Annotated in this window: 15 protein-coding genes; all 15 read left to right on the plus strand. The window is 42.2% G+C overall.

Annotated features, from left to right (window positions below; translation table 11 throughout):
* Positions 1 to 349: 349 nt before the first annotated feature.
* The 15 genes from AC3WVG_RS10045 (at position 350) to AC3WVG_RS10115 (ending at position 13884) form a co-directional block, all read left to right on the plus strand.
* Positions 350 to 544: a hypothetical protein gene (locus AC3WVG_RS10045; RefSeq protein WP_488797988.1), complete on the plus strand. Its 195-nt coding sequence runs from the start codon at positions 350 to 352 to the stop codon at positions 542 to 544.
* Positions 531 to 974, plus strand: a complete 444-nt coding sequence (locus tag AC3WVG_RS10050) for a type II toxin-antitoxin system VapC family toxin (RefSeq protein WP_488797989.1) — start codon at positions 531 to 533, stop codon at positions 972 to 974. The genes AC3WVG_RS10045 and AC3WVG_RS10050 overlap by 14 nt, the downstream gene beginning before the upstream one ends.
* A 194-nt stretch (positions 975 to 1168) precedes the next feature.
* Positions 1169 to 2848, plus strand: coding sequence for a class I SAM-dependent DNA methyltransferase (locus AC3WVG_RS10055; protein ID WP_488797990.1), 1680 nt, complete (start codon positions 1169 to 1171; stop codon positions 2846 to 2848).
* On the plus strand, positions 2838 to 3140 hold the full coding sequence (locus tag AC3WVG_RS10060; protein WP_488797991.1) for a nucleotidyltransferase family protein: 303 nt from the start codon (positions 2838 to 2840) through the stop codon (positions 3138 to 3140). The genes AC3WVG_RS10055 and AC3WVG_RS10060 overlap by 11 nt, the downstream gene beginning before the upstream one ends.
* Entirely contained in the window at positions 3133 to 3480 is a 348-nt protein-coding gene (locus AC3WVG_RS10065; protein ID WP_488797992.1) for a HepT-like ribonuclease domain-containing protein, read from the plus strand. The genes AC3WVG_RS10060 and AC3WVG_RS10065 overlap by 8 nt, the downstream gene beginning before the upstream one ends.
* 195 nt (positions 3481 to 3675) lie before the next feature.
* The gene (locus tag AC3WVG_RS10070; protein ID WP_488797993.1) at positions 3676 to 4827 is read left to right on the plus strand and encodes an ImmA/IrrE family metallo-endopeptidase; all 1152 of its coding nucleotides are present in this window, start codon (positions 3676 to 3678) and stop codon (positions 4825 to 4827) included.
* A 12-nt stretch (positions 4828 to 4839) separates the two neighbouring features.
* Positions 4840 to 5334, plus strand: a complete 495-nt coding sequence (locus AC3WVG_RS10075) for a DUF4411 family protein (protein WP_488797994.1) — start codon at positions 4840 to 4842, stop codon at positions 5332 to 5334.
* An 18-nt stretch (positions 5335 to 5352) separates the two neighbouring features.
* On the plus strand, positions 5353 to 6378 hold the full coding sequence (locus AC3WVG_RS10080; RefSeq protein WP_488797995.1) for a PDDEXK nuclease domain-containing protein: 1026 nt from the start codon (positions 5353 to 5355) through the stop codon (positions 6376 to 6378).
* 102 nt (positions 6379 to 6480) lie between these two features.
* Entirely contained in the window at positions 6481 to 7791 is a 1311-nt protein-coding gene (locus AC3WVG_RS10085; protein WP_488797996.1) for a restriction endonuclease subunit S, read from the plus strand.
* On the plus strand, positions 7788 to 9401 hold the full coding sequence (locus AC3WVG_RS10090) for a DUF6119 family protein (protein ID WP_488797997.1): 1614 nt from the start codon (positions 7788 to 7790) through the stop codon (positions 9399 to 9401). The genes AC3WVG_RS10085 and AC3WVG_RS10090 overlap by 4 nt, the downstream gene beginning before the upstream one ends.
* A 164-nt stretch (positions 9402 to 9565) precedes the next feature.
* The gene (locus tag AC3WVG_RS10095; protein ID WP_488797998.1) at positions 9566 to 9865 is read left to right on the plus strand and encodes a hypothetical protein; all 300 of its coding nucleotides are present in this window, start codon (positions 9566 to 9568) and stop codon (positions 9863 to 9865) included.
* Between the two features lie 45 nt (positions 9866 to 9910).
* Entirely contained in the window at positions 9911 to 10138 is a 228-nt protein-coding gene (locus AC3WVG_RS10100) for a hypothetical protein (protein ID WP_488797999.1), read from the plus strand.
* Between the two features lie 40 nt (positions 10139 to 10178).
* Entirely contained in the window at positions 10179 to 10565 is a 387-nt protein-coding gene (locus tag AC3WVG_RS10105; protein ID WP_488798000.1) for a PIN domain-containing protein, read from the plus strand.
* A 56-nt stretch (positions 10566 to 10621) separates the two neighbouring features.
* Positions 10622 to 10825: a hypothetical protein gene (locus AC3WVG_RS10110; RefSeq protein WP_488798001.1), complete on the plus strand. Its 204-nt coding sequence runs from the start codon at positions 10622 to 10624 to the stop codon at positions 10823 to 10825.
* 2 nt (positions 10826 to 10827) lie between these two features.
* Positions 10828 to 13884, plus strand: coding sequence for a type I restriction endonuclease subunit R (locus tag AC3WVG_RS10115; protein ID WP_488798002.1), 3057 nt, complete (start codon positions 10828 to 10830; stop codon positions 13882 to 13884).
* Positions 13885 to 14055: the final 171 nt, after the last annotated feature.

A 14055-nucleotide genomic window follows, 5' to 3' on the forward strand; every position in this document is an offset into this window, starting at 1 on the left:
AGAAAAAGTGTTTCTTGAGCTCACTTAGCAATTATGATAGATTTAGCTCATGAAAAGAACTTCTTCTGCCTTTATGCAAATGCGCACTATTTCTTTTTCCTTTTAAAGTTGGGAAGCATAAAAGGATTGCAGTAAAGTGATTAATTTTAGGGGAATAATGAATTTTCCTTGACGAGGCATTCTCTTAAAAATGATCTTTTCATAGGTCACTGATTCAATAATAAAGCTTGACAGCTTTTTTTAGCTTTTCTAAACTGGGAGATAATAAAGGTTGATTAAACCTCAATCAGGATTTAATAAAAATGTTGAAACAACCCATTAACTTATAATGAACAAAGGAGGTTTAGGGATGACTGACACTATTGACGTTTCTGATTTGCCTGAAGAAGAGATTAGATTTCTTCAGGAGCTGGTTGAGTTTTTGAGAGAAAGATTGAAAAGAAAAAAAGTAAAGACAGAAGAGGAAGGGAAACTGCTTTTTGCCTCTTGGCCCTTGGGTGTTAAAGGCAAACTAACCAGAAAAGAAATCTATGATTACCTCTAAAATTAGTCTTTTGGATACCAATATCTTGGTTTACGCGGCTGATGAGACCTCGCCTTTTCACCAAGCAGCCGTTTCTCTAAGAGAAAAAGGGCTAAAAGGAGAAACTCTTCTATGTGTTTGTCCCCAAGTTTTAAATGAATTTTTTGCCATTATCACTGATCCTCGACGGGTCAACAATCCCAGAACCCCGAAAGAAGCTATCTTAGAAATGGGAAAATATTTCCATTCCAAAAGCATTTTAAAAATTTATCCTGGGCCTAACATTGTTAAAATAATATTAGACCTCTTAAAACGGTATGAAGTCACCCGACAAGAAATCTTTGACTTGCAATTAGTGGCCACCATGCTTTCTAATAATGTCACCCGCCTTTATACCTACAATCAAGCTGATTTTTTAAAATTTAAAGAAATAGAAGTCCTAAGTCCTTAAGTAAACTTTAAAGTTAATATAACATTTTCCTTCTTTAAAAACCTTTTTATATTGATTATCAATAATAAAAACGATATAAAACTAAATCATGTACCGCAAGGGAAAACCCGTAAATGAAGCGGAGGAGGCAGTAGAGTTTAATGAAAGCAAATTAAAACTTATCTGTGAGATTTTATCTCATAGGGGAAAACTAAATGACAGTAAAAATTGAAAAGGCTACTACCATGGCTACCAAAGATACCCACCAAGGGCCAAAGAAGTCCCAGTCTCAAACAAAGACAAACAATGGTGCCAATCTTGGTTTTGAAGCCAAACTTTGGGAGGCAGCAAACAGACTTCGGGGGCACCTTGACGCTGCGGAATACAAGCATGTAGTTCTTGGACTCATCTTTTTGAAATATCTTTCAGATGCCTTTGAAGAACGGAGAAAACAGTTAGAACAAGAAGTTACAGATCCAGAAAGCCCGTGGTTTATCAAAGAGCCTGAGGCTCGTTACGAAACTTTGGAGGATAGAGACGAGTACCTCGCCGAAAACGTCTTTTATGTCCCACCCAAAGCACGCTGGTCATACATTCAGGAAAGAGCTAAACAACCAGATATTGGCCGAATCATTGATGATGCTATGGTAGCCATTGAAAAGGAAAACCCTAGTCTTAAAGGTGTTCTCCCAAAAATCTATGCTCGGCCAGATTTAGACAAAAGGCGTCTTGGAGAACTTGTAGATTTAATTGGCACTATAGGCTTTGGTGGGCGTGAAAATCAGTCTAAAGACATCTTAGGACGAGTTTATGAATACTTCCTTGGTCAGTTTGCTAGTGCTGAAGGCCGCAAAGGTGGTGAATTTTACACCCCACGCTGCATTGTTCGGCTTTTAGTAGAAATGATTGAACCTTACAAAGGCCGGGTATATGACCCCTGTTGTGGTTCAGGAGGTATGTTTGTCCAAAGTGAGGAATTTATCAAGGCCCATGGTGGACATGTGCGTGATATCTCCATTTATGGTCAGGAATCAAACCCTACCACCTGGCGCCTGGCCAAGATGAACCTCGCTATCCGCGGCATTGAGGCCAATCTTAGCCCACATGCAGCAGATACTTTTTACAATGACTTACATCCTCAGCTTAAGGCAGATTTCATCCTTGCCAATCCACCTTTTAATCAGAAGGCCTGGGGACAGGAAAGTCTCAAAAATGATGTGCGCTGGAAATTCGGTGTTCCTCCAGCGAATAACGCTAACTTTGCCTGGGTGCAGCACATCATCCATCATCTTTCGCCGGTAGGTATTACCGGCTTTGTATTGGCCAATGGTTCTCTTTCTTCCAACCAGGGAGGAGAAGGCGAAATCCGCAAAAAGATTATTGAGGCCGACTTGGTGGACTGCATTGTGGCTCTTCCACCACAGCTCTTTTACAGCACTCAGATCCCGGCTTGCCTGTGGTTCATCGCGCGGGATAAATCCGGCAAACCCACCAAAGGAGGCAAGCCCTTACGCGATCGCCGAGGGGAGGTCCTTTTCATTGATGCCCGGAAGATGGGCGTCATGGTGGATCGCGTCCATCGGGAGCTAACAGACAAGGAGATTGAGAGAATTGCCCGGACCTACCACGCCTGGCGCGGTGAGGAAGGCACCGGCGAGTATAAAGACATTCCCGGATTCTGTAAAAGCGCGATTATAGAGAAGATCAGGGAGCATGACTATATCCTCACCCCTGGTCGTTATGTGGGTGTAGAGATTCAGGAAGAGGATGATGAAGTTTTTGAGGAAAAAATGAAGCGCCTGGTGGCGGAGCTAGAGGCGCAGTTTGCCGAAAGCACAAAACTTGAAGAGGCTATAAAATACAACTTAAGGGAGCTTGGGTTTTATGGGGACTAAATCTTTGGAAGAGATAAAGCGCATCCTTCAAGAACACAAATCAATATTAGCTAAAAAATTTCAAGTTAAAGAGATTAATCTTTTTGGTTCTTATGTGCGTGGGGAGGAAACTTCTGCTAGCGATGTTGATATTTTGGTGGAGTTTGAAAGACCAATTGGCTTAAAGATAGTAGATCTCAAAGATTATTTGGAACAAATCTTAGGTATTAAAGTTGATGTAGTTTCTAAAAAAGCCGTTATCCGTAAACCGAGGCTTTGGCAGTATATAAGAGAGGAGCTGGTAAGTGTCTAAACGTGATGTGACTTTGTTTCTTTACGATATTTTGGAATGTATAGAAAAAATAGAAAGATATGTTCTCGGTATGTCTTATAAAGATTTCGAGAACGACGAACGTACAATTGACGCTGTTATCCGAAATTTGGAAATAATTGGTGAAGCTGCTAGGAATATCCCACCCAAACTCCGAGATAAATATTCTGGTATCCCTTGGCGAAGGATTGTTGGTCTAAGAAACGTGGTAATTCACGAATATTTCGGAGTAGATCTGGAAAATATTTGGGAGATCATAGCTAATGATTTACCGGATTTAAAAGAGAAGGTGAAAATTATTTTGGAAAAAGAATCAAGATGATGATTTTAAAACATAGATGTTTTTATTCAAAAACTGGGGAAATGAACATTGTTCGATTTAAAATGAACATTGTTTATAAAAATGACAAAATGTTCTTTTCAGTTCTGGCATTTAAGGTGTCTTATGTGACCTTCGAAATACTTTCACAGTTGGATGTAAAGTTTTTGTTAAAACATGTCTTATAGTAGGTGAGACATGGTGCTCGTTAGAATAGAAGTTGCTCCAAAAGTTCTTGAATGGGTCTTGGCGCGGGCTAGTACGCGAATAGACCTTGAAAGTAAATTCCCACGCCATAAAGAATGGCTTGAGGGGACAAAGCAACCTACACTAAGGCAACTTGAAGAACTAGCTAAAGCAGCCTCTGTACCTTTTGGTTATCTTCTACTACCTGAACCACCACGAGAACGTCTACCTATTCCTTTTTTCCGTACTTTAGACAAAGGAATTGCATCGGAGCCAAGCCCCGAGTTACTCGAAACGGTTCAGATTATGCAACAAAGGCAAGCCTGGATGCGGGAATATCTAATTGAGCAAGGCCATGATCCGCTGCCTTTTGTTGGCTTTGCTTCTCCAAAAGATCATCCCAGCGCAGTGGCCGGAAAGATTCGAGAAACCTTAGGACTTCCACCAAACTGGGCTTCTCGCTACTCCACCTGGAGCGCAGCGCTTCAAGCTCTAAAAGATAAAATCGAAGATGCGGGCATCCTTCTTTCTACCAGCGGTATCGTAGGAAATAACACTCGCCGAAAGCTCTGTGTCGAAGAATTTCGGGGATTTGTGCTCGTAGATGAATATGCACCGTTAATTTTTATAAACGCCAACGATGCAAAGGCAGCACAAATGTTCACATTAGCTCATGAATTGGCACATATCTGGCTGGGAAGCAGTGCAATCTTTGATTTACGCGATATGCAACCTGCCGACAATATAACCGAACGGGCCTGTGACCAAATTGCAGCCGAATTTTTGGTACCCCAAGATGCTTTGCGTAAAGAGTGGTTTTCTCTTAATAGAGATCCTGAACCATTTCGGAAACTTGCTCGCCGATTCAAGGTAAGTAAAGTCGTAATTGCCCGTCGAGCCCAGGATCTTGGGTTAATCAGCCGAGAAGAATTTTTCAATTTTTACCGGGACTATCAGGAACGAGAGCGCTTAAGGATGTCCGACCAAGAAGGTGGCCACTTCTACGCGGCTCAAAGGGTTCGTCTTGGCCGTCGTTTCAGTGAAGCTATAGTTCGAATGGCAAAAGAAGGAAAACTCCTTTACCACGAGGCCTACCGGCTTACAGGGCTATACGGCAAAACGTTTGAGCGGTTCGCAAAGTACATTTTAGGAGTAGGGAGGTAAATAAACCACCCCATGTTTTTTGTACTGGATGCAAACGTTTTTATTGAAGCTGCAAGACGCTACTACGCTTTCGATCTTGCCCCGGCTTTCTGGGATGCACTGTTATATTGGGCTCAGAACGGGCGAATTGTAAGTATAGATCGGGTTAAGGATGAATTAGCCCGCTTAAACGACGAAGTGGCAAAATGGGCTACGGGACAGTTTCACGAGCACTTTGACTCAACTATGGATGAAGAAGTGATAGATGCCTACCGCCAAATTATACAATGGGCTTATGAGCAAACACAGTTTAAAGAGAGTGCGAAAGCAGAATTTGCTCGAGCAGACAATGCTGATGCATGGGTAGTGGCCTATGCTTTGGCCAAAAGAGCTATAGTAGTCACCCACGAACAATTCAAACCAGACATTAAACGTAAAATTCCTATACCTAATGTCTGCCGAGCATTTAACGTACCTTATGTGGACACCTTTGAGATGCTTCGGCAGTTGGGCGTAAGGTTTTCGTGAATTGAGAGGAGCTTGGGTTTGGAGAATAGATTACCTGCCGGCTATGGCGAATTTTTAACGGATTTAAAGGAGCGCACCCGAAGGGCGCGGGTCAAAGCCGCTCTTTCTGCCAACCGCGAGCTTATCCTGCTCTACTGGGAAATCGGCCGGATGATTTTGGAACGTCAGAGAAAAGAAGGATGGGGCTCAAAGGTGATTGACCGTCTGGCACAGGACCTGAGGCGAGAGTTCCCAGACATGAAGGGCTTTTCCGCCCGGAATTTGAAATATATGCGGGCTTTTGCCGAGGCTTATCCTGACAAAAAATTTGTGCAAGAGGTGCTTGCACAAATTACCTGGTATCATAACATTACACTTCTTGAGAAAGTCAAAGATCCGAAAGAGCGTATTTGGTACATCCAGCAGACCATTGAGTATGGCTGGAGCCGAAATGTTCTGGTCCACCAGATAGAAAGCGGTCTTTATCACCGTAAGGGAAAAGCTATCACGAATTTTGACCGAACACTCCCTGCTCCCCAATCAGACCTCGCCCAGGAAGTCTTGAAAGATCCTTATGTTTTCGATTTTCTGGAACTGAGGGAAGAGATTCGCGAACGCGAGCTTGAAAGAGAGCTCATCACCCGCATCCGAGATTTCCTCCTTGAGTTAGGGGTAGGCTTTGCCTTCGTGGGAAGCCAGGTTCACCTAGAAGTCGGGGGAGAGGATTTTTACTTGGACCTCCTCTTTTATCACCTAAAACTCCGCTGTTATGTGGTGATAGAACTTAAAACTGGCGAATTCAAGCCGGAATATGCTGGCAAGATGAACTTTTATCTTTCAGCAGTGGACGATTTGCTTCGCCATCCTGACGATAAGCCATCTATAGGCATCATCCTTTGCAAGTCCAAAAATAAAGTAATCGTAGAGTACGCTCTGAGAGATACCACTAAACCCATTGGTGTTTCATCCTATCGCCTAACTCGTGCCTTGCCAGAGGAGATTAAAAGTAGCTTGCCGAGTGTAGAGGAATTGGAAAGGGAGCTGGAGGAATTGTCAGAATGTTAATGCTAGATTGTATTTGCAGATCAGGGAAAGGATTGAGGAGAGGGTAAGGGTGAAAGTTTAGCAGTTTGCTGGATATTAAGAAATGAAAGAGTAAATAGGGAAATGGGAAGTAAAAAAATAGAAGCTAGGCAAACTATTTTTACTGATATGGCAATTCTATTGAGAGAAACCGTAAATCCTGAAGATGCAGCAGGTCTGCCTTATATTGGGTTAGAACACATACAGGAAGGGGGACTTCATCTTAAAGGCGTAGGAAAAGCCGAAGACACAGTGAGTACTAAATTTAAATTTCGCAAAGGCGATATTTTGTTTGGCAAATTGCGGCCCTATTTTCGTAAGGTGATTATTGCACCTTTTGATGGGGTATGTTCTACCGATATATGGGTCGTCCGTGCAAAATCGGGATTCGATCAGAAATTTTTATTTTATTGCATGGCGTCCCAAAAATTTGTTTATTTTGCATCGCAAGGTTCTGAAGGCACTAGAATGCCTCGTGCAAAATGGGAACATGTAGGTCGATTTTGTTTACCACATTTTACCCTCCCCGAACAGAAAGCCATTGCTCACATACTTGGCACGTTGGATGACAAGATAGAGCTTAATCGGCGGATGAATGAGACGCTGGAAGAGATGGCGAAGGCAACTTTTAAGTCCTGGTTTGTGGACTTTGACCCAGTAATTGATAACGCCCTTAAGGCCGGAAACCCTATTCCCGACGCCCTGGCGGAAAAAGCCGCCCGCCGCCGTGCCATTCTTGAAAAACTTGAAAAAGAAGATCCCAAACTCCCCAAACTTTCCCCCAAAATTGCCCGGCTCTTCCCTGATTCCTTTGAGGATTCACCTCTTGGACCGGTGCCGAAGGGGTGGAGGGTAGGGAAAATATCTTCAATTTGTGATCTCTTTTATGGAAAGAATTTGCCAAAAGCGAAGTTGTCTACATCTGGCTATCCAGTTTATGGAGCAGCTGGTATTGTTGGATATATAGATGTAAAAATATTTAATCAACCTCAATTATTAATTACCTGTAGAGGCAGCAATAGTGGCCTATTACAAGAGACGGAAGGGCCATGTTTTATAACAAATAATGTAATTGCTATTGTTCCTAAATACTTAAATATATATCGCCATTATATTAAAGGGTATCTCCAAAATTCGGATATAAAATCGATAATTACTGGTTCAGCACAACCTCAAATTACAATTAGTTCTCTGTCGATGCTCGATATTCTTGTGCCTCAATCAGAAATTTTAAATAAATTTAGCGAACAAGCAGAGAAACTTTTTTTACAAAGAATACATTTAATTAAACAATCACGGATTCTTGCTTCAATCCGCGACACCCTTCTTCCCAAACTCATTTCCGGCCAAATCCGTATCAAAAATGTGGAAAGGTTTGTGGGGGAAATTTTGTGAGCTCAGCTAAGAAGAAAACACAAAAGCTAACGGTCTTGCTGCTGAAAGATAACATAAGTTCTTTTCAGGATGCATTACGAAATCCTGGTGCACTTAAGAGAATTCCTCTCAGGTCGGAACTTTCTTTTGAAGGAGAGTTTTGGTATTCTACTTCGTTAAGTAGACCTCCTAAATGGATCGAGTTTATTCAACCCTCATTAGATTTGGATCTTAATGAGATAAGTGTTTCAAATGCTTCAGGTGTACTTTTTATAAAAACTGAAAAAAGGATTTTTGCGTTTACCTTTGGTTATGGCCGTAATCTTTTAAAGCCAGATTGTTATGAGCTTAATTTTGGTCTAAAAGTAGTTCTAAATCGAATTCATCCGAATAGATTGCGCAGCTTAGATTTGAGAACTTATGAAGACATGATGCTTGCTACCCGAAAACAAACAAGTCGAGGAGCAGATTTAGGAGTTTTTGGTTTGGATGTTTCGAGAGATTTACTTCGGGCTGTAACAGGAGAGCCTGAAGATGAAGCTTTTGCAAAGCGATTAACTGGGGCTGATGCTCTGACTTTTACTGCACAAATCACAATTGATCAGCTTGGAGAAAAGTGCAAGCAAATTTTAGAAGCTTACTATGATAATCGATATAAACAATATTTCGGCTGGGTAGACTATTTAAACGAAGTAAGAGATCCAAGTCTAATTAATTTCCTAAACTCTAAATTAGAGGAAGCAATAAAAAACAAAAATATAGAAAAACTTCACTTAGCTCCACCTGAAGTTGTTGATTGGCAATCCTTAGACAAATTTCGTATTACCGGAACAAGACAACAAGAGTACGACGATCTTGATATTGAAGAATATCTAAATGCACTTGGAGACAAGACAAATAACCTAACAATTGAAAAATTAAAAAGCTATAGAGTTTCAGTCCGATGGATTAATAATGAACAATTTCAGGATAAGTGGTCACTTTTCAATTGCATTGTGTGGGAAATAATACATGAAGGTCGCTTATATGTTTTAATCGAGGGAAAATGGTTCGAAATTGACAGTAGCTTTGCCGAACGCGTAAAAAGTTTTGTCCACTCAATACCTCCTCCAGTTTATAATTTACCTACTGCTAGAACTGGAGAGCGAGAATCTGAATATAATCGACGTGTAGCTCAAGAAGATGATAGTTTTATCTGTTTAGATAAAATTCTTGTCAAGCCTACAGATGCTGTATCTTCTATAGAATTTTGTGATTTGTTATCCGATAAAAAGCAGATTATTCACGTTAAAAAGAAAACAAGATCCGCTACTTTAAGTCATTTATTTGCTCAAGGAACAGTATCTGCGAGAGTGTTTTTACAAGATAGTTCTGTTCGTGAGAAAATACGTGAAAAAATAGCAACTATGGATAACGGAGAGAGGTTTTTAGAATTGATTCCTGATGCTTCACAAAGACCAAATCCTTCGAGTTATGAGGTTACTTATGTAATTATTAGCAAGAAAATCGGAAGCGATGTAACATCTTTACTTCCATTTTTTAGTCAATTAAATCTTATGCAAAATGCAAGATTTTTGCAAGGAATGGGATACAAAGTTGCTCTTCAGGTGGTCGCAGAAGAAGTCGGTTAAAAATAAGAATTGAAAATTGGAGTTACTATTCGTGTTGAGAAAGTTATATCATAATGAGATTATAAATTAGGTGGAAACGAAAACATGAAAATCTCTGAATTACACCTCGAACAAACCACTTTAACCTGTTTCAAAAACCTGATTAACGGTCCAAAAACAGTCCAATGCAAAGCCTTAAAAGGAAAGAATATCGCCATAGGAATAATCCCATTTTAGTGATTTTTGCCGGTCCCAATGGAGCGGGAAAGACGACTTATGTAGAAATCTTAAAATATAGAATTGAAGAAAGAGTCAGAAAAGGAGGCCATTTTGTTGATTTTGAGACGGTAAAAAGAAGATATAAGAAAAGCCTCAAAAACTTTTGGTATCTATATAGAGATTTTTTTGATAGTTGGGAAATAAAAAGTAATATAGAGAGTTATAAAAGAATAGCTTTGAGAAAGAAAAACTTATATAAAGTTTAAAGATGAAGTTATTTTTGAAATCTTTTTAAAAGAGGTGTCGAACCCATGAAAGAACTTGATATTGATCTTCTCATAGAAGAATCTCAAAGAATAGCCTCTACTATCTTCCCTAAAATACTGGAAGAAAATAAAAGGCTCGGCATTGCTACACCAATTGGAATAGCCGGTAAAATCTATTTCATTATGCCAAATGGAAAAATTTTGACCGAGGAAGAATATTTGTTGTCTAAAGAAGAACAAGACTTAGGGGAAACTTCATGTTCAGAAAGTTGAATTATTTTAAGAGTAATTTGTTTCCGGGAGTTTATTATTCATGAAGAAAAAAACTAGAGTTATTTATCTTGATAATTGCGTTTTTAATCGGCCTTTTGACAATCAATCTTCGATTAGAATAAAACTAGAAACAGAGGCAAAACTTTATATTCAAAGCAAGATTATTGAAGGTATTCTTAAATTAATCTGGTCCTATATTTTGGATTATGAAAATGAACAAAATCCTTTTGAAGAAAGAAAGAAGACTATACAAGAATGGAAGCGTTATGCAATTATAGACATTACAGAAAACGACAATATTTTAGAAAGAGCTAGAAATTTAACAAAAATTGGCTTAAAATCTAAAGATGCACTGCATATAGCATGTGCTATTGAAGGTGGAGCAGAATATTTCATTACTACAGATGATAAAATTTTGCGAAAGTAGATTAAAGAAATAAAGTTGGTTGATCCAATCCAATTCATAAAAATATTGGAGGAACAATGATTACAGATACGGAACTAAAAATAAAAGGCATCAAAATCCTTTTAAAAGAGCTGGGTAAAGTAGAAACAGAGAGGTTTATAGCCTTGCTCAAGAGGGAGCCGTTTGATTACACAAAATGGCAGAGAGATCTGTGGAAGGACAAAAGCGTGGAAGAATTGAGTAAGGAAGCCATGGAGTACCGGAGGAAGCAACAAAACTAGAGATGAAAATCTCTGAATCACACCTTGAACATACCGCTTTAGCCTGGTTCGAAAGCCTGGGCTACCAAATCCTTCACGGCCCGGAAATAGCCCCGGGCGAGCCACAAGCAGAAAGGAACTCCTACTCGGAAGTGGTCCTGAAAGAACGCCTGCGGGAGGCTGTTTATAAGCTTAATCCTGGTGCTTCTGCACAGGCTCTGGAAGATGCCATTCGCAAGGTGCTTCATCCTGATTCTCCCGAGCTGATCCTTAACAACCGGGTCTTTCACCGGATGCTGGTTGATGGGGTAGAAGTAGAGGTTCTTAAAGACGGCGAGGTGCGTGGGGAGAGGGTAGTTCTCGTTGATTTTGAAAACCCGGAAAACGATGACTGGCTGGTGGTAAATCAGTTCACCGTACAGGAAGGGCAAAACATCCGCCGGCCGGATGTGGTGGTCTTCTTAAACGGCCTTCCCATAGCCGTAATAGAGCTTAAAAATCCCGCTGATGAAGAAGCCACTATCTGGACAGCCTATAACCAGTTCCAGACTTACAAGCGGGAAGTTCCTTCGCTTTTTGTTTATAACGAGCTTCTGGTCATCTCAGACGGTCTTTCCGCAAGGCTTGGTTCGCTTACCGCAGGGAAAGAATGGTTTCTTCCCTGGCGCACCATTGACGGCCAAGAACCGGCTCCGAATGCTCAGCTTCAGCTTGAGGTGATAATTAAAGGAGTATTTCGCAAGGACTTTCTCCTTGATTTGATCCGGCATTTCACCGTCTTTGAAGAAAACCGAAAGGGCCTGGTCAAAAAAGTAGCCGCCTATCATCAGTTTCACGCGGCAAGAAAGGCCGTAGAAAAGACCCTTGAAGCAGCAAGCCCAAGAGGTGACCGAAGAGGCGGGGTAATCTGGCACACGCAGGGTTCGGGCAAAAGCCTTACTATGCTCTTTTTTGCCGGAAAGCTCGTTCGGCACCCAGAGCTCAAAAATCCTACCCTCGTGGTTATTACCGACCGAAACGACCTTGATGACCAGCTCTTCAGCCAGTTTTACCGTGGTCACGAACTCTTGCGGCAAAGGCCGGTGCAGGCCGAAAGCAGGGAGCACCTGAAAGAGCTTTTGAAGCGGGCTTCAGGAGGGGTGATCTTTACTACCATTCAAAAATTCCTTCCCGAGGAAAAGGGAGAAAGGTTTCCGCTGCTTTCTGATCGGGAAAACATTATCGTCATTGCCGATGAGGCCCACCGCAGCCATTATGGTTTCATAGAAGGCTTTGCCAGACACCTGCGGGATGCCCTGCCAAAGGCTACATTTGTAGGGTTTACTGGCACGCCTGTGGAATTCGGCGACCGTAACACCAGGGCCGTATTTGGCGACTACATAAATATTTACGACGTGCTTCAGGCGGTGGAAGACGGGGCCACGGTGCCCATCTATTACGAGAGCCGCCTGGCAAAACTTGAACTTCCCGAAGAGCTCAAGCCCAAAATTGATGAAGAATTTGAAGAAGTCACCGAAGAGGAAGAGCTTGAGCAAAAGGAAAAGCTCAAGACCAAGTGGGCACAACTTGAGACCATTGTAGGGGCCAAAAGGCGCCTTGAGGTCATCGCCCGCGACCTTGTGGAACACTTTGAAAAAAGACTTTCTGCCATGGATGGCAAGGCCATGGTAGTTTGTATGAGCCGGCGGATTTGCGTTGATCTCTATAACGAGATCATAAAACTCAGGCGTGAGTGGCACTCTGAGGACGATGAAAAGGGCGTAATCAAGGTGGTGATGACCGGCTCAGCCAAAGATCCTCCCGAATGGCAGCCCCATATTCGCAACAAAGCCCGAAGGGAAAGACTTGCCGAGCGCTTCAAGGACCCGAACGACCCTTTGAAAATCGTCATTGTGCGTGATATGTGGCTTACGGGGTTTGATGTTCCTTGCCTTCACACCATGTACATTGACAAGCCCATGCAGGGGCACAACCTCATGCAGGCCATCGCCAGAGTCAACAGGGTCTTCCGAGATAAACCCGGCGGGCTGGTGGTGGATTACATAGGGATTGCCGACAGTCTCAAACGGGCGCTTGCCACTTATACCGCAGGCGGTGGCCGCGGCGAACCTGCCGTGGACCAGGACGAGGCCGTGGCCATTATGCTTGAAAAATATGAAATTTGTAGAGACATCTTTCACGGCTTTGATTACCGAAAGGCCCTTTCCGCAAGCCCTGAGGAGCGTCTTAAGATTTTGCGTGAGGCTGCGGACTTTGTGGCCGCTCCTTCCCGAAAAGAGGCCTTTATCAAGGCGGTAACCGAACTCTCTAAAGCCTTTGCCCTGGCTGTTCCCAGGGAGGAGGCCCTTGAGATTCGTGACGAAGTGGCCTTTTTCCAGAGTGTAAAAGCAGCCCTGATGAAAATCTCTAAAAGCGGCCGTCCGGTTGATGACAAAGAGTTTGCCATCAGGCAGATCATTTCAAGCGCCATTGTGCCCAAAGGAGTCATTGATCTCTTTGAAGCCGCAGGCTTAAAGAAGCCGGATATTTCCATCCTTTCCGATGAGTTTCTGGCCGAAGTGCGCAATTTGCCCCAGAAAAACCTGGCCGTGGAATTGCTCCGCAAGCTCATCAACGATGAGATCAAGATACGCCGGAGGAAAAACCTCGTCCAGGCGAGGAGATTTTCGGAGCTCCTTGAAAAGACTATCAGGCAGTATCACAACCGGGCTATCAGCACCATTGAGGTAATAGAAGAGCTCATCAAGCTGGCCAAAGAAATGCGCGAGGCCTACAGGCGAGGGGAGAAGATTGGTCTTACCGAAAAAGAGCTTGCCTTCTACGATGCCTTGGAGACCAACGACAGCGCGGTGAAGGTTCTGGGAGATGAAACCTTACGCAAACTAGCCAAGGAAATTGCTGATACAGTGCGCAAAAACGTTACCATAGACTGGACTGTCCGGGAAAGCGCAAGGGCCAAACTACGAGTAATGGTAAAACGGCTGCTTCGTAAATATGGCTATCCACCTGACAAACAAGAAAAAGCTACTAAAACAGTATTGGAACAAGCCGAACTTTTAGGCTATGAAATAACTCCTTGAAGTGAGTTATAAACAATATTTCCTGAACGGTTTGAAAGTTACAAATACCAGGAAACGAACGCAAAAACCTACTAGAGGCGTTTTAAAAAATGTATTATGAACAAAACATCCAAGATAGCAATTTAGACATTCGTATTCAATACATATTGAGTACATGTATCAATGAAATTT

The sequence above is a fragment of the Desulfovulcanus sp. genome (assembly GCF_982781345.1).